The sequence below is a fragment of the Gordonia hydrophobica NBRC 16057 genome (assembly GCF_001592365.1).
Taxonomy (GTDB): domain Bacteria; phylum Actinomycetota; class Actinomycetes; order Mycobacteriales; family Mycobacteriaceae; genus Gordonia; species Gordonia hydrophobica.
Map to the genome: position 1 here is coordinate 84,538 of NZ_BCWU01000013.1, position 18,067 is coordinate 102,604.

At 68.8% G+C, this 18,067-nt stretch carries 18 protein-coding genes; 8 read left to right on the forward strand and 10 right to left on the reverse strand.

The window, feature by feature from the left end; genetic code table 11:
- Nucleotides 1-48 precede the first annotated feature (48 nt).
- From GH2_RS18485 to GH2_RS18505, 5 genes are all read left to right on the forward strand, one after another.
- Nucleotides 49-396, forward strand: coding sequence for a hypothetical protein (locus GH2_RS18485; RefSeq protein WP_066171548.1), 348 nt, complete (start codon nucleotides 49-51; stop codon nucleotides 394-396).
- A gap of 5 nt (nucleotides 397-401) precedes the next feature.
- Nucleotides 402-758, forward strand: coding sequence for a YbaB/EbfC family nucleoid-associated protein (locus GH2_RS18490; protein WP_066171551.1), 357 nt, complete (start codon nucleotides 402-404; stop codon nucleotides 756-758).
- A gap of 11 nt (nucleotides 759-769) precedes the next feature.
- The gene (gene recR, locus GH2_RS18495; RefSeq protein WP_066171554.1) at nucleotides 770-1,381 is read left to right on the forward strand and encodes a recombination mediator RecR; all 612 of its coding nucleotides are present in this window, start codon (nucleotides 770-772) and stop codon (nucleotides 1,379-1,381) included.
- A gap of 93 nt (nucleotides 1,382-1,474) precedes the next feature.
- Nucleotides 1,475-1,969 (forward strand): uridine kinase family protein, encoded by a 495-nt coding sequence (locus GH2_RS18500; protein ID WP_157086151.1) that lies wholly within the window; start codon nucleotides 1,475-1,477, stop codon nucleotides 1,967-1,969.
- Nucleotides 1,970-2,081: 112 nt separating this feature from the next.
- Nucleotides 2,082-3,650, forward strand: coding sequence for an alpha/beta fold hydrolase (locus GH2_RS18505; RefSeq protein WP_084247620.1), 1,569 nt, complete (start codon nucleotides 2,082-2,084; stop codon nucleotides 3,648-3,650).
- A gap of 125 nt (nucleotides 3,651-3,775) precedes the next feature.
- Here the strand turns inward: GH2_RS18505 and GH2_RS18510 are convergent, their stop codons facing one another.
- The 5 genes from GH2_RS18510 to GH2_RS18530 all read right to left on the reverse strand — a co-directional run bounded on the left by GH2_RS18510 (nucleotide 3,776) and on the right by GH2_RS18530 (nucleotide 8,332).
- Nucleotides 3,776-4,489: a type 1 glutamine amidotransferase gene (locus GH2_RS18510; RefSeq protein ID WP_066171556.1), complete on the reverse strand. Its 714-nt coding sequence runs from the start codon at nucleotides 4,487-4,489 to the stop codon at nucleotides 3,776-3,778.
- Nucleotides 4,486-5,766 (reverse strand): Mur ligase family protein, encoded by a 1,281-nt coding sequence (locus tag GH2_RS18515; RefSeq protein WP_066171559.1) that lies wholly within the window; start codon nucleotides 5,764-5,766, stop codon nucleotides 4,486-4,488. The genes GH2_RS18510 and GH2_RS18515 overlap by 4 nt, the downstream gene beginning before the upstream one ends.
- A gap of 166 nt (nucleotides 5,767-5,932) precedes the next feature.
- Nucleotides 5,933-7,315, reverse strand: coding sequence for an MFS transporter (locus tag GH2_RS18520; RefSeq protein WP_066171561.1), 1,383 nt, complete (start codon nucleotides 7,313-7,315; stop codon nucleotides 5,933-5,935).
- A complete protein-coding gene (locus tag GH2_RS18525) occupies nucleotides 7,312-7,875 on the reverse strand; it encodes an isochorismatase family protein (RefSeq protein WP_066171564.1) in 564 nt (187 codons plus the stop codon). The genes GH2_RS18520 and GH2_RS18525 overlap by 4 nt, the downstream gene beginning before the upstream one ends.
- A gap of 25 nt (nucleotides 7,876-7,900) precedes the next feature.
- Nucleotides 7,901-8,332, reverse strand: coding sequence for a MarR family winged helix-turn-helix transcriptional regulator (locus GH2_RS18530; protein ID WP_066171567.1), 432 nt, complete (start codon nucleotides 8,330-8,332; stop codon nucleotides 7,901-7,903).
- A 98-nt stretch (nucleotides 8,333-8,430) separates the two neighbouring features.
- Between GH2_RS18530 and GH2_RS18535 the strand changes: the two genes are divergently transcribed.
- Nucleotides 8,431-9,498, forward strand: a complete 1,068-nt coding sequence (locus GH2_RS18535; protein ID WP_066171570.1) for an alpha/beta hydrolase — start codon at nucleotides 8,431-8,433, stop codon at nucleotides 9,496-9,498.
- A gap of 25 nt (nucleotides 9,499-9,523) precedes the next feature.
- Here the strand turns inward: GH2_RS18535 and GH2_RS18540 are convergent, their stop codons facing one another.
- The gene (locus GH2_RS18540; RefSeq protein ID WP_066171574.1) at nucleotides 9,524-10,978 is read right to left on the reverse strand and encodes an MFS transporter; all 1,455 of its coding nucleotides are present in this window, start codon (nucleotides 10,976-10,978) and stop codon (nucleotides 9,524-9,526) included.
- Between the two features lie 125 nt (nucleotides 10,979-11,103).
- On the opposite strand from GH2_RS18540, the gene GH2_RS18545 reads away from it, so the two are divergent.
- Together GH2_RS18545 and GH2_RS18550 are read left to right on the forward strand one after the other, a co-directional pair.
- Nucleotides 11,104-12,105 (forward strand): helix-turn-helix transcriptional regulator, encoded by a 1,002-nt coding sequence (locus tag GH2_RS18545; protein WP_066171579.1) that lies wholly within the window; start codon nucleotides 11,104-11,106, stop codon nucleotides 12,103-12,105.
- Nucleotides 12,106-12,163: 58 nt separating this feature from the next.
- Nucleotides 12,164-12,970, forward strand: coding sequence for a putative endonuclease domain-containing protein (locus GH2_RS18550; protein ID WP_157086144.1), 807 nt, complete (start codon nucleotides 12,164-12,166; stop codon nucleotides 12,968-12,970).
- A 63-nt stretch (nucleotides 12,971-13,033) separates the two neighbouring features.
- On the opposite strand, the gene leuA is transcribed toward GH2_RS18550, so the two are convergent.
- From leuA to GH2_RS18570, 4 genes are all read right to left on the reverse strand, one after another.
- Nucleotides 13,034-14,881 (reverse strand): 2-isopropylmalate synthase, encoded by a 1,848-nt coding sequence (gene leuA, locus GH2_RS18555; RefSeq protein ID WP_066171585.1) that lies wholly within the window; start codon nucleotides 14,879-14,881, stop codon nucleotides 13,034-13,036.
- A gap of 227 nt (nucleotides 14,882-15,108) precedes the next feature.
- Nucleotides 15,109-16,617 (reverse strand): MFS transporter, encoded by a 1,509-nt coding sequence (locus tag GH2_RS18560; RefSeq protein WP_066171588.1) that lies wholly within the window; start codon nucleotides 16,615-16,617, stop codon nucleotides 15,109-15,111.
- A complete protein-coding gene (locus GH2_RS18565) occupies nucleotides 16,617-17,294 on the reverse strand; it encodes a cache domain-containing protein (protein WP_066171591.1) in 678 nt (225 codons plus the stop codon). The genes GH2_RS18560 and GH2_RS18565 overlap by 1 nt, the downstream gene beginning before the upstream one ends.
- Before the next feature lie 18 nt (nucleotides 17,295-17,312).
- Entirely contained in the window at nucleotides 17,313-18,011 is a 699-nt protein-coding gene (locus GH2_RS18570; RefSeq protein ID WP_169802481.1) for a FadR/GntR family transcriptional regulator, read from the reverse strand.
- Between the last annotated feature and the right edge of the window lie 56 nt (nucleotides 18,012-18,067).

The following is an 18,067-nucleotide window of genomic DNA, read 5'->3' on the forward strand; positions in this document are numbered from 1 at the left end:
CGGCGCATGGCAGGTCGACGGACTTCTCGCGTGGGTACCCTCGCTTCCATGGCGATCATCGGTTCCTACGAGCGGCATCCGGACCTCGGATGCGAGGCCGTCGTGTTCCTCGATCAGGAGTCCGACGCGTGCTTTCAGTTGCAGCGCGATCTCCCCGGCGGACCGCGGGCGGGCGAGTACTGCATCACGACCGGTGCGAGCGCCCCGATCTATGGAGGAGTACAGGCCTGGCGTCGCGTGGGCGTCGATCGGCTCGAGTTCGCGCTCACCGCGCGGGCTGCCCGACTCTTCGGCGACGAGGTCGTCTCGTTTCAGTTGGCGGCCGACGGCGAGGCCGACGTCGACGAACTCGCCGGGCACGTCGGACGGCTCCTCGGCATGGACCGACTACCCTGATAGCCGTGACTGATGCATTCGATCCCAGCGCGTTGTTCGGCGGCGGAGCCGGCGGCGACAACCCGATGGCGGGTCTGCTCGCGCAAGTTCAGCAGATGCAGACCCAGGTGGAGTCCGCACAGGAGGAGATCGCTGCCGCCGAGGTGACCGGCAGTGCGGGCAACGGCCTGGTGACGGTGAGCGGTAACGGCACCGGTGACATCACCGCCGTCACTATCTCGCCCGAGGTCGTCGACCCGGATGATGTCGAGACCCTGCAGGATCTGATCATCGGTGCGCTCGCCGATCTCGCCGCGCGCCGCGACGCCCTCGTCTCGGAGAAGATGGGACCTCTCGGGGGCGGCCTCCCCGGACTGGGCTGAAGGCGCCCGTCATGTACGAAGGCCCGATTCAGGATCTCATCGACCAACTCGCGAAGCTGCCCGGGCTGGGACCCAAGGGTGCTCAGCGCATCGCGTTTCACCTGCTCGCCGGTGAGAACGTCGAGATCGATCGCTTGATCGCCGCGCTCGGACACGTCCGCGACGACGTCACGTTCTGCACCGAGTGCGGCAACGTCGCGGCCGACACGCTGTGTCGCATCTGCGGCGACGCGCGCCGAGACGTGACCAAGATCTGCGTGGTCGAGGAGCCGAAGGACATCTACGCGATCGAGCGGACCAAGGAGTTCGACGGCCGCTATCACGTGCTCGGCGGCGCGCTGGATCCGCTGTCCGGCATCGGACCGGACCAGTTGCGGATCCGGGAACTGCTGCGCAGGCTGGGCGACCAGCCCGACGGCCAGGACGTCGCGGAGATCATCGTCGCGACCGATCCGAACACCGAGGGCGAGGCCACTGCGACCTACCTGCTGCGCATGCTCAAGGATTTCCCCGGTCTCTCGGTGACACGGCTGGCCTCGGGGCTGCCGATGGGCGGCGACCTCGAGTTCGCCGACGAACTCACCCTCGGCCGCGCACTGTCCGGCCGTCGAATCCTGGTCTGAGTGGTGTCGCCTTTCACCACCGGTGATCCCACACCGCACGACTGGGCGTGGTTGGCCGACGACGTCGCCGTCCGCTGCGGAATCACCGACGGCATGATCGCGATCGACGGACCGTCCGGCGCGGGCAAGAGCACCTTCGCCGCCGAGCTCGTCCGTGCGCTCGCCGACCGCGGTCGTGCCTCGGTCCTGATCAGCACGGACGATTACGCGACGTGGGACGACCCCGCGTCGTGGTGGCCGGAGCTGGAACGCGACGTGATCGGAGCCTACGAGCGTCGGCACGACTACTTCTACCGCCCGCGGATCTGGGTGGACGGACGGCCCGAGACCGGTCCGGAGCAGTGGATGCGCTGGCAGCCGGTGTTGATCGTCGAAGGCGTCACCGCGGCGCGACGCAGCTGCGCCGATCGGTTCACGCACCGCTTCTGGCTCGACGGTCCGCCTGCGCCCGAACGGCTGTCACGCACCGTCGCGCGCGACGGCGAGGCCGATCGGGACCACCTGCTGCGCTGGCAGCACTTCGAGGAGGGCTGGTTCGCGGTCGACGGCACGCGCGCGAGATGCGAGATCCTCGACCCCGGGCAGTAGTGGTCGGCATCGTCCTCCACCGGCCCCGGTGAGCGGGTGATCGATGGACCGGTTAGCGTGATGTCCATCGTTCAGATGACATGCTTTGTCGCAACCGACTCAGGAGTTCGCAGTGGGGCCACGCCGTGCCGTCCAGGGCGCAATCGGAATCGTCGCCGCGGCGACCGCAGTCGGCGGTGTGCTCGCCGTCCCGGCTGTCGCACCGGCGGCACCGACGCTGAACTGGGGTTCGTGCGCTCCGATCCACCAGGCCTCGCCGGACACACAGTGTGCGACGCTCACCGTGCCGCGCGACTATTCGAAGCCGAACGGGCCCACCATCTCGATCACGGTCAGCCGGATCCCGGCTCGCAATCAAGACGGTAAGCGCGGCGTCCTGATCGGCAATCCCGGCGGCCCCGGGGTCGACGGCATCAGCATGTTCACCCTGCTGCGACCGCCGACGCAGGTGCGCGACGAGTGGGATCTGGTCTCGGTGCAGCCGCGCGGGCTGATCGATTCCACGCCGGTGCGCTGCGATGAGCCGTCGGCGTCCGACGACGTGTTCACCAGCCTCGGCAAGGTGAACCGCGACCGGTGCGAGAAGAACACTCCGGGGTACACGCGGACCCTCACCACCGAGAACACCGCCCGCGACATCGAGCGGGTCAGGCAGGCTCTGGGCGTCCAGAAGGTGAGTCTGTACGGCGTCTCGTACGGAACGTGGCTGATGTCGACCTACGCCACGCTGTTTCCGCAGCACACCGATCGCGTGGTGCTGGACTCCGCCGTCGATCCCGCACGCGTCTGGGGATCGGTGCTCGACGACCAGACGTCCGCCTACGAATCGCGGGCGCGGCAGATGATGGCGTGGATCGCCGCCAACGACGACGTCTATCACCTCGGTGAGACGCCGCTCGCGGTCTATCGTCGATGGAGCGATCAGGTCTCCCGTGAAGCCGGAGTGCCGCCGTCCTTGATGGCGCCGCCCGCCCGCGTCGGTGATGTGCCGCCGGGCCTGCAGGCGGTCGCGCAGCAGTACATCGCCGGTGTGAACCTGACCGCGGACGCGCGTGCTCGGCTGGAGAACCTCGTCGCGACGCTGACCAACCCCGGGTCGTCGCAGGCGACGTCGTCGTTGCTCGGCCTGACCCGCGGGGTGGCGCCCGACCGGAACGGTTGGCCGATCGTCGCGCAGCGCATGACCGGACAACTCAAGGCGGAGAAGCCGTCGAAGGCGACGCTCCAGGTGATGAGGAACTTCCAGGACATGCAGGCGGTGATCATCTGCAACGAGGACTGGGCGCCGCACGATTCGACACTGGCACCGGCCGCCCTGATTCAGAACTACCTGATCGGCGACATCTTCACCGCGCCCGGACTGCTCTTCAAATCAGGTCTCGGCTGCGCCGGGACCACACCGGTCACGCGCCGGATTCCGGTGACGAACTCCGGACTCGCCGTACGGCCGCTGCTGATCAACAGCCTCGGCGACCCGCAGACGCCGTATCGGCACGCGCAGGCGCTGAGGCAGACGATGCGCGCTCACCTGATCACCGTCGGCGGTGGCGACCACGGGCAGCTCGGTCGCGGCAACACCCCGCTCGACGCCGCGATCGCCGACTACCTGCGCACCGGGGCAACCGCGGTCACCCGCGTTCCCCAGGGGCCGATCACGACGCCGCTGACAGCGTCGCGCTAGCGAGCTGGGAGCCCCTGGCCGCAGCAGACGTCTTCGTCGTGGAGTGGTGCCAGAGTTCTCGAAGAGAAAAGGCGATCTGAAGCCGCTCTGAGCGGCTTCAGATCGCCATCGTTCTCGCGGCTTGGTCAGCGCGCCGCCGAGATCCGTTCCTTGCGGAGGCGCTCCACCTGCGGGAGGTCGAGCGGTGCCAGCGCGGTGCCAGTCGCCTTCTCCAACAGGTAGTCGGCGAGCTCGGGATTGCGCGCGAGCAGCGGACCGTGCATGTAGGTGCTGAGGACGCTGCCTTGGACGGCGCCTTCCATACCGCTCCCGTCGCCGTTACCGACCCCGTCGCGCACGCGGGCGAGCGGCTTGGCCGCGGCGCCGAGCGTGGTGGCACCGCGATGATTCTCGAAGCCGGACAGCGGCTGCGACAAGCCGTCGAGCTGCGGGGTGGTGACGAGTTCGCCGATGGCTCGGGTCGCTCGCGGCGACGTGGTCAGGTCGAGCATGCTGATGCCCGGTACCCGTTCACCCGCCGACGTCTCGTACCAGTGCCCGAGGATCTGAATCGCCGCGCAGATCGCGAGAACCGGGCGCCCGGCCTCGGCCGCGCGCTGCAGTCCGGGATAGCGCTGCAGGTGTCGGGTGGCGATCCGCTGCGCGTTGTCTTCGGCGCCGCCGAGCGTGTACACGTCGAGCGAATCGGGGACCTCGTCGTCGAGGGTGAGTTCGACGATCTCGGCGTCGATACCGCGCATCCGCGCGCGCTGTCGAAGAATGAGGGCGTTGCCGCCGTCGCCGTAGGTGCCCATCACGTCCGGCAGCACCAGACCGATGCGCAGAGTCGATTCACTCATCGGGCGTTCGCCTCCGAATCTGCCGACGTGGCGCCGGCGCGTTCCAGCGCGACGTTCAGGTCGCGAAATGCGGTGTAGTTGGCCAGGACTTCCACCCGACCGGGCGGGCACGCCGCGATGGCGGCGAACGGATCGTCGATCACTGTGTGCTCGGCGCCCGCGTACAGCAGTCGGACCGAGAGATCGGCGGCTCGTTCACCGGATGCGATGACCTTGGTCTGTTCAAAGGCTTCGAAGCGGACGTCCCACAACCAGGAGAGGTCCTCCCCGTCGGGAACCTGTCCGTTGACGGCGATCACCAGACTGTCCGCGGTGTCGTCGATCATCGACAGGGCCTCCTGCCAGCCTGCCGGGTTCTTCGCCAGCAGGGTGCGGATGCGGTGTCCGTCGAGGTCGACGGTGCCGTACCGGCCCGCCACATTTCCGACGGTGCCGACCGCGTCGACCGCGAACTGCGGATCGACGCCCATGGCGACCGCGGTCGCGACCGCCTGGGTCGCATTGCCGCGGTTGGCGCGTCCCGGCACCTTGAGGGTCATCGGTGCGGTGAAGCCGTCGGGCCCGTAGATCTTCTCGTCGTCGAACCACCACTGCGGCGTCGGTCGCCGGAAGTCGTCGCGGCCGGTGGAATACCAGTCCTCGCCGTTGCGGACCACCGGTTCGCCCGAGCGCGGGCAGCTCACGGAGTCGCCGACCCAACTCGATCCGGCGGCCACCCACACGACGTTCGGGGCGTCGAAGGCGGCGGACGTGACGAGGACGTCGTCGCAGTTGACGACCACGACCGCAGCGGGATGGCGGGCGATGCCGCCGCGCAGGCTCTGCTCGATGATGTTGATCTCGCCGACGCGGTCCAGTTGGTCACGCGAGAGGTTCAGCAGCGTGAGGACTGCGGGCGAGGTGTTGTCGGCGACGTGTGCCATGTGCAGTTCGTCGACCTCGAGCGCGGCGACGCGGGCGTCGAGTTGCAGACTGAGGGTGGCGATGATGCCCGCATCCATGTTGGCGCCGTCGGGCTGCGTGGCGACCTCGCCGAGCTGGGCGAGCGCCGCCGCGGTCATGCGGGTGGTCGTCGACTTGCCGTTGGTGCCGGTGATCAGCGCGGTGGCGCGTCCTGCGGCCAGGCGGGACATGATGCGGGGGTCGATCTTCTCGGCGACGAGGCCGCCGATCATCGATCCCTTGCCTCGTCCGGCGGTGCGCGAGGCCCAGCGGGCCGAGGCGGCGGCGGCGAGCGCCGCGCGGGTGCGGACGGGCAGGCGAGTGGCTTCCGGCATTACACGAGTTTCCCACATCGGCGGACGGGTTCGGTTCTGCCGGTGACCGGGTGCGTCGTCACAGGATGCGTTCATGACGGATGGAAACGGCATCGTAGGCGAACTGCGACTGCTGCCGCGGTGGCGAGTCGCGCAGGTGCACAGAGAGCCTGGTCGGCCGCTTCCCTCACGCATGCCGCGGCAGCGCACGATCGGTGGCGGTCAGCGCGGCGATGCTCACGCCGATCGCGATGGTCGCCCAGCCGACGACGTGGAAGCCCGCGTCGGTGGCGTGATCGCCGAAGGCGCCGCCGATCAGGCTCGCCGAGGCGATGGCGCCGATGTAGGCGAAGGTCCGGTACAGGCCGGACGCCACGCCCATCTGTTCGGCGGGCGACTGCATGAAGAGGGCGGCCTGGTTGGCGAAGCTGTTGAGGCCGCTGGCCAGCCCGATGAGGACCGACATGATCAGCAGCGCCCACATCGGCGCGGTGTGCCGCAGCAGGAGCATCGTCGTCCCCGCCGCGCCGAAGGCGACGCCGGTCGCGAGCAGGGGGACGCGGACCGCGCCGCGCTTGGAGTTGATCGCGGCGGCGACGATGCTGACCGCCGACATCGGCAGCAGCAGGATGCCGACCTGCGTCGGGCGCAGCCCCGCGGCCTCCTCCATCCACTGGCTGACGCCGTACATCGTCGTGTACATGCCCAGCGCGGCCAGTGACTGCCGCAGGTACGTCCGGACCAGCGGATTGTTGGCGAGGAGCATCCGGATGTCGATCAACGGCTCGGCGGCGCGCAACTCCCACACGACGAGCGCCACCAGGAAGGCAAGCGCCGCGACGCCGAGCCAGAGCGTGCCGGCGCCGGGCGACTGCAGGAACTCGAGCGCGGCGACCACGGTGACGGCGAACAAGGCGATCCCTGCCGGATCGATCGATGCCAGAACACTGCGCAGATCGGACGGCCACGCGGTGCGGTCCCGTGGCACGCCGATCAACAGCAGGATCAGCGTGACGGCGGTGGCCGGGATGTTGACGAAGAACACTGCCCGCCACCCGAACACCCCGGTCAGAACGCCGCCGAGTGGAAGACCGATCATCGCGATCACTTGCGCGGTGATGGAGAAGACGCCGAGGACACCGCTGGGAACGCCGGTGCCGTTCTGATCGGCGCGCCGCCGAATCAACGACATCGCCATCGGGTACGCCGCCGACGTGCCGACGCCGAGCAGTGCGCGTGAGGCGACGAGCGCCCCGAAACTCCACCCGGCCGTGCCGATCACGCCGGTGATCAGGATCAGCCCGATGCCGCCGATCATCACCCGGCGCTCCCCGAACAGCGGACCGAGCCTGCCCATCGTCGGCTGGGCGACGGCGCTGCAGAGGTAGAGGATCGAGATCAGGATCGCGGTGTCGGCGGGACCGCGATGGAAGTCGACGCCGATGCCGACCATCGCCGTCGCGATGAGCGAGCTGTTGATCGGATTCAACACCGAGGCCAGGACCAGCGGCGAGGTGAATTGCACGCCGAAGGGCTGCGTGGTCTGGCCGCCGGGTCGACGCGCGGTCATGAGCGTCGCGCGAGCACCGTGAGGATGTCGTCGACGGTCCCGGTCTCGGCAACCCGCGGCAGCACCGATGTGGCGCTGTACTCGTGTCGGACGCCGTCGCTGTCCGAGCAGGCGTCGAGCGCGACGGTGACGTGGTAGCCGAGTTCGTGGCCCTCGCGCGCGGTCATCTCCACGCCGATCGAGGTCGACACCCCGACCACGACGAGCTGGGTCACCCCGCGCGAGCGGAGTTCCTCGTCGAGCGAGGTGGTCGTGAAGACGCCGGGGGACTGCTTGACGACTCGGATCACCTCGGGATCCTCGGCGAACGGGCTGACCGCGGTGTCCCACCCGGTGGGGAATGTGCGGGGTGCGCCGGACAGGTCGGTGCGGCCGGGCGGTGCGGCGTCGACGGTGACGATGACGACCGGGAGGTTGTGGGCGTGGAAGGCCTCGGTCAGTCGCTCGGTGCCCGCGACGACGTCGGCGAGCGACGTCGGTGCGAGTTCGCGGTCGGCGAGTCCTCGCTGCAGGTCGATGACGATCAGGGCGGTGGTCTGGTCGAGACCGGTGACGGTCATGGGATCCCTTTCGGCGGGTTCGGTGTCAGGGCTGGTCGGCGACGCGCTGCAGCAGTGGCAGCACCTCGCCGAGTCGGTTGACCTCGTCGTCGGTCAACGCGCGGCTGACGGCCTGCGACAGCCAGTCGGCGCGCTGCAGTCGTCCGGTGTCGAGTGCGGTGCGGGCCTTCGGAGTCAGGTCGAGGAGGGTGCGACGCCGGTCAGACGGGTCGGGTGAACCTCTGATCAGCTCGGCGTCGGTGAGAGCCGCGACGATCGCGGCCATGGACTGCTGTCGCATGCCGTGCGCGCGGGCGAGATCGGCGGTGGAGGTGGGGCCGAGTCGGTCGAGCGCACTGATGACGGCGGATTGCGACCTGGTCAGGTCCATCACCGCCGAGTGCGCGCGGAGCTTCCGATTGAGTTCGGCGACCAGCAGGCGGAGTTGGTCACCGACGTCGACGGGCGTGTGTGCCATACGCCCAGCCTAGACCCAGTAGACAGATAACTGTGCAGTTAACTGTGGGATTGTGGCCACGAGTGACTGTTGCAACGCTCGGTGATAAGTTCGGCGCTGTGAGTCGTGCAACATCGGTGAAGCTGCCCATTCCGTTCAAGATCCAGCGTTCCCTCCTCAAAGGTGCGGGCCGGATCCCGGCGCCGTTGCGCGCGGCGATGGCGCGGTTGACCACGGTCAACGCGGACGGTGATCGGCTGGATCCGTCACTGGCGCTGGTCGCGACCGCGTCGGCCTACATCCCGTCGCTGGCGCTGGTCGGCAAGAGCGTCGATTCCTCGCGGACGGGCATCGAGCTCAACAGCGCGATGATGGCCCAGACCTTCCCGCCGTTCGCCGTCGAAGAGGACCTCGTCATCGACACCGAGGCCGGCCCGGTGCCCGCCACCCGCTACAGCGTCGACGGCGCGGGTCGCGGCCTCATCGTCTTCTATCACGGTGGCGGATTCGTCCTCGGGAGTCGCGCGAGCCACGACTCCGCGGTCCGCGCCCTGGCCGTCTCGTCGGGCGCCGACGTCCTGTCGGTGGACTACCGGCTGGCGCCCGAGCACCAGTTCCCCGCGGCCGTCGACGACTCTCTCGCGGCGTTCCGTTTCGCGGTCGAGAAGGCCCCGGCATGGGGGCTGGATCCGCGGCAGATCGTCGTCGCGGGGGACTCCGCAGGCGGAAATCTGAGCGCTGTCGTCGCGCAGCAGGTGCGCGGTGAGCCGGTGGCGCCCTGTCTGCAGTTGCTGATCTACCCGGTGGTCGACATGTCCCGGAAACGCGAATCGGTCCGCGAGTTCCGGACCGGCTACTTCCTCACCGAGGAACAGATCGACTATTTTTCCGACACCTACCTGGCCTCCCGGGACCAGCTGCTGGATCCGCGGGTGTCGCCCCTGCTCGCCGACGATCTGTCCGGGTTGGCGCCCGCCCACGTGGTCGTCGCCGGGTTCGATCCGTTGCGCGACGAGGGGCTGGAGTACGCCGAAGCGCTCACGAAGGCGGGTGTTCCGACGACCGTCGAACGTGCGGCGGGCATGATTCACGGCTTCCTCAACATGGCGTTGGTGAGTCCAGCCGCGCAGGCCTCGGTCACGCGCATGGGCGAAGCCGCGGCGAAGGCGATCGCCACCGTCGAGTGAGGCAGTTCTCGGCGGTGTCGGAGCCTCAGTGCGGTGCCGCAACCGTCTGCTTCGGCATCGCCTGAGCGATCACGCCGCCCGCGACCACCAGGCCGATCATCGCCACCATTGCGACGCGGTAACCGTCGGCGAGGCCCTGGGATGTCGAAACCGTCGAATACACCGTGCCGAGGACCGCGGCGCCGACGGCCACCGACAGCGCCTGCATGGTGTTGAAGACCCCGGACGCAGCGCCCGCGAGCGACACCGGGACGTCGTTGAGGACCAGCAGGCCGGCGGCGCCGACGATCAGTCCGAACCCTGCGCCTGCGACGACCAGTGCGACGGTGAACCACAGCGCGGGATGAGCGGAGGTGTCCGCGCTGATCATCGTGGTCATGCCGACGACGAACACCCATCCGCCGACCTGCAGGACACGCTTGCCGAACCGTCCGGCGAGGACGGTCGCAGACAGTCCGGCGAAGATCGGAACCGTGAGCGAGAACGGGATCCACATCAGCCCGGTGTGCAGCACGGACCAGCCGTGCGCCGCCTGCACGTGCAGCGACTGGATCAGGAAGAACCCGCCGGTGGGAATGCTCAGCGCGGTGAACGCGGCGAGGCCGGTGGTGAACGACCGCGTCTGGAAGACTGCGGGCGGAACCAGCGGCTCCAGGCCGGTGCGTGCGGTGAGAATCTGTTGCCGTGCAAACAGCCCGAGACCCGCGACGCCTGCGGCCATCAGACCGAATCCCCAGGCGGGCCAATCGTGTTCCGGGCCCAGCGTCACCGGCGCCGTCACCGCAGCGAGCGAACCGCCGAGCAGTAGGACCGAGATCGGTGTGATCGGCGCGGGACGCTCCGCGCGGGTCTCCGGGAGGAACGCGCGAGCGGCGACGACCGCGATGACGGCAACCGGCACATTGATGAGAAAGACCGGGCGCCAGGAGAGTCCGAACCAGTCGCCGTCGGTGATCACCGCGCCGAGGACGGGGCCGGCGACGGCGGCGACGCCGATGATCGAGGTGAACAGGCCCATCGCCCGGCCTCGTTCGGCCGGCGGATACAGCACCTGGATGTTGGTCAGGACCTGCGGAATCATCAAGGCCGCCGCGCCGCCCTGCAGAATTCGGAAGACGACGAGCGCTGTCGGGGTGGCGGCGAGTCCGCAGGCGAGCGAGGTGGCTCCGAAGGCGACCAAGCCGATCACGAACAGACGCCGTCGACCGAAACTGTCGCCGAGTCTGGCGCCGAGGAGCAGCCCCGTGGCGTAGGCCAGCGGATAGCCTGCGACCACCCACGACATCGCGGTCGCGGAGGCGCCGAGGTGTTCGCTCATCGTCCGGAGCGCGACGTTGACGACGGTCGCGTCCATGAGCTCCATGAACGACGCCGCCAGCAGACAGACGAGTGCGATGGTCCGAGATCGGGCGCTGATGGACGGAACGGCGGTGTCGGGCGAGTTCGGGGTCGGTGGTGAGGATTCGGCAGTGACGGTCATGACGTGCTCCCTGCTGTGGCTGGTTGTGGGAACGACGTTAGAAACTCATGTGGACGGAATCCGTCCGCTACCGAGTCCGTGATTTCCGGTCAGAATCTGTCCGGTGAATGCGGCATCATGCAGGTATGGCCGATACGACGACGCGGACGCTGAAGCTCCTCGCGCTGCTGCAGGCACACCGCCTGTGGTCGGCGCTCGAGCTGGCCGACCGCCTGGAGACCACCGAGCGGACGGTGCGCCGCGACGTCGAACGACTCCGCGAGCTCGGCTATCCGGTGGAGTCCGTGCGGGGCACCGGCGGCGGCTATCAGCTCGCGCCGGGTGGTTCGCTGCCTCCGTTGGTGGTCGACGAGGAGGAGGCCGTCGCGATCGTCAGCGCGTTGCGGACCGCGGCCTACGGGTCGGCGGCAGGCCTCGCCGAGGCATCGGTGCGCGCGCTCGCCAAAGTGACGCAGGTCCTGCCGCCGCGGCTGCGCAAGCGGGCCGACGCGCTCCGGTCGATGAGCGTGGTGATGCCCGGTGATCAGCAGGCGCCGCCGATCGACGCCGAGACGTTGACGACCGTCGCCCTGGCCTGCCGCGACGCCACCGAACTGACCTTCGCCTATGCGCCGGGCGCCCGCTCAGGAAGCTCTCCGGGCGCGCGGCGCGTCGAACCGTTGCGACTGGTTCCGGTGGGACGGCGCTGGTACCTCCTGGCCTACGACCTCGACCGGCAGGACTGGCGCACCTTTCGCCTCGACCGACTACGAGACGCCACACCGCAGAAACGACGTTTCGCGCCGCGCACCGTTCCCGGCGGCGACCCCGCCGCCTATGTGCACGCGAGCCTGCGCCACGGGCGTGATCAGCACTCGGTGCGCGCCGTCGTCGATGCCGACGCGGAGTCGGTGCGGCAGAAGATCGGCCGATGGGCGCAGGTGGAGCCGACCGAGAGCGACGGCGGACGGCCGAGCGCACTCGTCACCATGCAGGCCGACGACCCCGGCTGGATCGCCCTTGCGTTGGGCGGCCTCGACGCCGACTATCGGTTCGTCGAGATCCCGGACGCGCTGCTCCGGGAACTCCGCGGCCGGAACGCCCGCGAGGCGCGGGCGCTGTACTCGCCCGATCGTCCTCAGGAATGAAGAAGACTGTCGTTCGGTGCCACCAGGTGACACCGAACGACAGTCATCGGTTCGGAAGTTGTCCACAGGCGCGGGAATCTACGTTGATCACACCGGCCCGTTGACCTGGCGGCAACGGGCATGGGCCGCGGTCCTCGACGCGGCTCCCGCTGCCCTTTGCCATGAATCCGCACTGCCCGACGCGGCGGGCAGGATCATCCACATCGCGGTCGACTCGGATCGGAAGGTGACGCCGCGACCTGATGTACGGGTTCACCGTCGGCCGCGGCTGATGGACGACGTCGCCTGGCATGTACGACCTCCGCGGGTGCGGATCCACGACACGGTCCTGGATTTGGCGGACGGTGCTCGGACCGAGATGGATGCGGTCGCCGTGCTGACCGACGCAGTCGGCGCGCGGATCACGACGGCTGCTCATCTGCTCGACGTTCTCGCTCAGCGGAGACGGATGCATCGACGTCGGCTACTCGTCGGGGTGTTGCACGACATCGCGCAGGGCACCAGCTCGGTGCTCGAGCACCGCTACCTCGTCGAGGTGGAACGTGCTCACGGACTTCCGACGCCGATCCGACAAGCCCCGACGCAGGTCGGGCGGACCGGCTTCCGCGACCTCGACTACCCGGACTTCGGCGTCGTCGTCGAACTGGACGGTTGGCGCTTCCACGACGACGCCGCGGCTCGCGACCGTGATCTGCAGCGGGACTTCGACGCCGCGGTCGATGCCGACCGGACCACGTTCAGATTAGGGCTGGGACAGGCCACGGTCCGAGCGTGCGCGACGGCACGGCAGATCGGTCGGGCCCTCGCCGAGCGCGGCTGGACCGGCGAAGTACATCCGTGCCCGCGCTGCAGGGGCCGGAGATGAAACAAGACTGTCGTTCGGTGCCACCAGGTGACACCGAACGACAGTCTTCTCAGGATTGGATTCCTACGGGGCCCAGGTCCTCGCGCCCTCCGCGGCCTCTTCGACGACCACCGGCGTGCGGTAGGCGCGGTTCACCGCGGAGACGACGGCGCGCAGGCTGGCCGTGGTGATCGAGGCGGCGATGCCGACGCCCCACACGGTCTCGCCGTTGATCTCGGCTTCCACATAGCTGGCGGCCTCGGCGTCGTCGCCCGCGGTCATCGCGTGCTCGTAGTAGTCGAGGACGCGGACGTTGTAGTCGATCGTGGACAGTGCGTCGACGAATGCCGCGAGCGGGCCGTTGCCGGTTCCGGAGATCTCCTTCTCGACCCCGTCGACCAGGACGACGGCGGTCACCGAGTCCTCGCCCTCATCGGTCTCGGCGGCGTCGACACGCTGACGCATCCGCTCCAGCGGGGTGATCGGCTCCAGGTACTCCTGGGCGAACACGTCCCACATGGCCTTCGGGTTCACCTCGCCGCCCTCGCCGTCGGTGATCTTCTGGATCTCGCGGCTGAACTCGATCTGCAGGCGTCGCGGCAAGTCCAGGCCGTGGTCGGCCTTCATGATGTACGTGACGCCGCCCTTGCCGGACTGGCTGTTGACGCGGATGACGGCCTCGTAGTTGCGGCCGACGTCCTTCGGGTCGATCGGCAGGTACGGAACCTGCCACAGGATGTCGTCGACGTCGGAGTCGGCTTCGTCGGCGTCGATCTTCATCTGATCCAGGCCCTTGTTGATGGCGTCCTGGTGGCTTCCGGAGAAGGCGGTGTAGACCAGGTCGCCGCCGTAGGGGTGACGCTCGGGAACGTTCAACTGGTTGCAGTACTCGACGGTGCGACGGATTTCGTCGATGTCCGCGAAGTTGATCTGCGGGTCGATGCCGCGGCTGAACATGTTCATGCCCAGGGTCACCAGGCATACATTGCCGGTGCGCTCACCGTTGCCGAACAGGCAGCCCTCGATGCGGTCGGCACCCGCCAGGTAGCCCAGTTCGGCGGCGGCGACGCCCTCGCCGCGGTCGTTGTGGGGGTGCAGGCTCAAGATGATGGAGTCGCGCCGGGCCAGGTTGCGGTGCATCCATTCGATGGAGTCCGCGTACACGTTCGGCGTCGCCATCTCAACAGTGGCGGGCAGATTGATGATCAGCGGCTTGTCCGGCGTCGGAGCGATGACCTCGGAGACGGCGTCGCACACGGCCTTCGCGTAGCTGAGCTCGGTGCCGGTGTAGCTCTCCGGCGAGTACTCGTAGCGCCAGTTGGTGTCCGGGTACTTCTTCTCCTCCTCCAGGCACAGCGTCGCGGCGTCGGTGGCGATCTTGGTGATCGCGTCCTTGTCGGCGCGGAAGACGACGCGGCGCTGCAGGATCGAGGTGGAGTTGTAGAAGTGCACGATCACGTTCTGGGCGCCGGCGCAGGCCTCGTACGTGCGGGCGATCAGTTCGGGACGGGCCTGGGTCAGCACCTGGATGGTGACGTCGTCGGGGATCGCACCCTCGTCGATGATCTCGCGGACGAAGTCGAAGTCGGTCTGGCTGGCCGACGGGAACCCGACCTCGATCTCCTTGTAGCCCATGCGGACCAGGAGGTCGAACATGCGGCGCTTGCGGGCCGGACTCATCGGGTCGATCAACGCCTGATTGCCGTCGCGGAGGTCGACGGCGCACCACATGGGTGCGCGTTCGGCGACTTTGTCGGGCCAGGTGCGGTCCGGCAGCGAGACCTTCTCGACCTCGGCCTCGAAGCTGCGGTACCGGTGGACGGGCATCGCGGAGTTGCGCTGCGGATTCCAGCTGGGCTGGCCGTCGGGGATGGGACCGGAGGGCTCGACGATGCGGCTTGCTCCGGAAGTGAATGCGTCTGCTGGTGCCATGACGGGTCAATCTCCTAAATGAAAAAGGATGGGGTTGACCGGCGCGTCGAGAGGCCCGCGACGGAGGGCCGGTCGGATCAGACCCCGCCGCGGCAACCGAGAAGGAGCGCGCGCTGCATGCATTCAACGGTAGCACTTGATCGCGTCGCCGTTGCCTCGGAGCCGGGTGCCGGTGGTCGAGGGCGTTGCGTTTCGCTCTTTCGATCGACACGTCAGATCACGACGACTCATACGGCGACGTCGACGGACGGCGCTCGCGGACGGCGTCGCATCGCGACGAAGACGACCAGCGCCAACACCAGTAAGGTGCCGCCGCCGGCGACGGCGGCCACGTGCATGCCGTCGACGAACGCGGCCTTCGCGGCGTCGGCGGTCGCCTCGCCCGCGGCGCCCAAATGTTCGGTCTGCTTGAGGGTCTCGCCGAGCGAGTCGGCGAACCCGTGGCCGGCGTCGTCCGAGAGGAAGACTGCAGTCGCCAACGACCCGAGCAGCGCGAGGCCGAGCGCGGTGCCCAACTCGAAACTGGTCTCGGAGATGGCCGACGCCGCCCCGGACTGTTCCGGTGGAGCCGAGCCGACGACGATGTCGGTCACCAGCGAGAACACCACGCCGTAGCCGACACCGGCCACCGCGCTGAGCGTCATGAAGATCCACAGCGGCGACGACGTGCCGAGGGCGAGGAAACCGATGTTCGAGACCCCGGCCAGTGTCACCGACCCGGCCAGCGCGAGGCGCGGTCCCAGCAGGCGTGCGACGCGGTCGGCGACGATCGAGAAGGTCGCGACGGTGACCGCCATCGGCAGGCCGGCGAGCGCTGCCGCGAGGACGTCGTGCCCGAGAACCGACTGGAGATACGTGTTCGAGAGGTACGCGATGCCGCCCTCGGCCATCATGCCGACGAGCGCGACCGCGACGCAGGCGCTGAACGTGGGGTTCCGGAACAGTCGGAGATTCACCAGCGGCGCCGTCGCACGCGACTCGTGCCAGAGGAAGACCACGAGCATGGCGAGCCCGAACAGTCCGGCGAGGACGGCCTGCGGGGAGACGCCGGCCGTCGCGAACGCCTTCACCGCATACACGCCGGGCAGGATGCCGAGCAGCGACAGGACGACGCCGGGGACGTCGAACGGGTCGGTGCTCGTCGCGCGGAACTCGGGGAGGATGAACGGTCCGGCCGCGAACAGAATCGCGAGGACCGGAACGTTGATCAGGAAGACGATGCCCCACCAGTAGTGGTGGAGCAGGAGACCGCCCAGGACCGGCCCGATGGCGGCGCCGCCTGCGAAGGCCGACGTCCAGATTCCGATCGCGCGAGCACGCTGCCGAGGGTCGGTGAACATGTTGGCGATCAGCGCCAGGCTGGCGGGCATCAGCGTCGCGCCGCCGACCCCCATCAGTGCGCGGGCGGCGATCAGCGCTTCCGGTCCGGGAGCGAACGCGGCGAGCACCGACGCGCCGCCGAAGACCGCGGCCCCCACCAGAAGGATGCGTCGTCGGCCGATCCGATCGCCGATGTTGCCCATCGTGATCAGCAGTCCGGCGATCATGAAGCCGTAGATGTCGAGAATCCAGAGCTGTTGCGTCGCCGTCGAATCCAACGAGTCGACGATCGTCGGCATCGCGAGGTACAGGACCGAGAAGTCCATGGAGACGAGGAGCACCGGCAACATGAGCACGGCCAACCCGAACCACGTCCGGCGGGCGGCCGGCGACGGCGCGGCGATGTCCGGTGGCATCAGACGACGACGGACAGCCCGTGACCCAGCGGCCACCGATGCTCGGGCGGCGCGGCGAAATCGCCGGGGGTCGCGAGCGGCGAAGTGGTCACGATGATCCGGTCCTCGGCGTTCACGAGCGAGGCGGTGCCCGCCACTGCGGCGAGGGTGCGGGTGAGCCGACGTTCGAGCGCGGAGACGGTCACGTCGACCCCGGCGACGCCCACCGGCCCCTCGGGCCGACTCCATCCGACCGGGGCGGTGTAGGTGAGGGCGAACGAATCAGTGCACAGCAGGTCGACGTACGGACCGGTCACGGTCAGGCGACCGGACTCGACCGGGTTGCGATACCAGTCAGCGTCGCGATAGCGCGCCTCGGGCGACGTCGACAGATTGGCGAGCGCGTCCACCCGTTCGATGTCCGGTCCCTGCCACCAGGCCATGAAGTCGGTGTTACCGCTGACCAGGCCCGCTGCCGAGACGAACCCGGCTCCGGCGATCTCCGAGCCTGCGTCGGCCAGCATGGTCTCGACCGCGGGCTTGACGATGCGTTCGACGGCCACTGCGGTCAGCACGCCGCGATGTGCGGCGAGCGCATAGTCGAGGGCGACGGTCCACCGTTCCACGCGGTCGGAGAGGTCGGTCAACTCCCGTGCCACCTTCGCCACCTCGGGCGGGGTCTGGTGCAGCGCTGCCATGAGGAGTCCTTCGATGAATCAGATGAGCGTGGCGTGCCGGGTCAGCAGCCACGACGTGGTGTGCCCGACCAGGGCGCGGACGGTGTCCTCCGACGCGGACTCGCTGCGCGATTCGATGGCGTTGATCACGAGCAGACGATGGTCGGCGGCTCCGTGCCGGTACGTGGCATCGGTGTTCGGGAGAAAGCTGAGCACCCCGAACTCCGACTGCGTCTGCAGCAGCGCACGAGCCAGTCGCGCGATGCGTCCGGCGGCGGCCACTTCGACGAGGAACTCGGTCTCCAGGCGTCGCCAGAGGGCGGGATCGTCGTCGTCGGCGGCGACATGGGTGCGCAGGACGTCGAGGTCCCGCGGTCCGGCACGACGTGCGGCCGCGCGGGCGCAACCGGTCGCGAGCGCTTCCAGGTGCGCGCTGATCTCGGTCAACTGCACACGTGTGGTGTCGCGGAGCCGTTCTTCGGCGCGGGCGACGGACGGTTCGGACTCCGGCGAGATGAAACTGCCACCGTTGCGGCCGCGGGTGGTCACCACCACCTTCGCGCTTCGCAGCCGGGCCAACGCCTCGCGGATGGTGAGCGGGGAGACCCCGACCGCGGCGGCGAACTCGGTCTCGTTGGGCAGGCGCTGACCGGGTTGCAGGAGCCCGGACTCCGCGGCCTCGGCGACACGCTCGCTGATCTGATCGACGAGTGAACCGGAGCGGAGGGGAGTGAACACGGCCGACATGCTGGGTGTCGGTGCGGCGACCATGCCTGCTGTCGTCCTCTCCCTCG

Bases quoted from the DNA above. Each gene is read 5' to 3' on its own strand.
- GH2_RS18485 (WP_066171548.1), top strand. From the start codon at position 49: ATGGCGATCATCGGTTCCTACGAGCGGCATCCGGACCTCGGATGCGAG.
- recR (WP_066171554.1), top strand. From the start codon at position 770: ATGTACGAAGGCCCGATTCAGGATCTCATCGACCAACTCGCGAAGCTG.
- GH2_RS18500 (WP_157086151.1), top strand. From the start codon at position 1,475: ATGATCGCGATCGACGGACCGTCCGGCGCGGGCAAGAGCACCTTCGCC.
- GH2_RS18510 (WP_066171556.1), bottom strand. From the start codon at position 4,489: ATGAGTGAATCGACTCTGCGCATCGGTCTGGTGCTGCCGGACGTGATG.
- GH2_RS18515 (WP_066171559.1), bottom strand. From the start codon at position 5,766: ATGCCGGAAGCCACTCGCCTGCCCGTCCGCACCCGCGCGGCGCTCGCC.
- GH2_RS18520 (WP_066171561.1), bottom strand. From the start codon at position 7,315: ATGACCGCGCGTCGACCCGGCGGCCAGACCACGCAGCCCTTCGGCGTG.
- GH2_RS18525 (WP_066171564.1), bottom strand. From the start codon at position 7,875: ATGACCGTCACCGGTCTCGACCAGACCACCGCCCTGATCGTCATCGAC.
- GH2_RS18530 (WP_066171567.1), bottom strand. From the start codon at position 8,332: ATGGCACACACGCCCGTCGACGTCGGTGACCAACTCCGCCTGCTGGTC.
- GH2_RS18540 (WP_066171574.1), bottom strand. From the start codon at position 10,978: ATGACCGTCACTGCCGAATCCTCACCACCGACCCCGAACTCGCCCGAC.
- GH2_RS18545 (WP_066171579.1), top strand. From the start codon at position 11,104: ATGGCCGATACGACGACGCGGACGCTGAAGCTCCTCGCGCTGCTGCAG.
- leuA (WP_066171585.1), bottom strand. From the start codon at position 14,881: ATGGCACCAGCAGACGCATTCACTTCCGGAGCAAGCCGCATCGTCGAG.
- GH2_RS18560 (WP_066171588.1), bottom strand. From the start codon at position 16,617: ATGCCACCGGACATCGCCGCGCCGTCGCCGGCCGCCCGCCGGACGTGG.
- GH2_RS18565 (WP_066171591.1), bottom strand. From the start codon at position 17,294: ATGGCAGCGCTGCACCAGACCCCGCCCGAGGTGGCGAAGGTGGCACGG.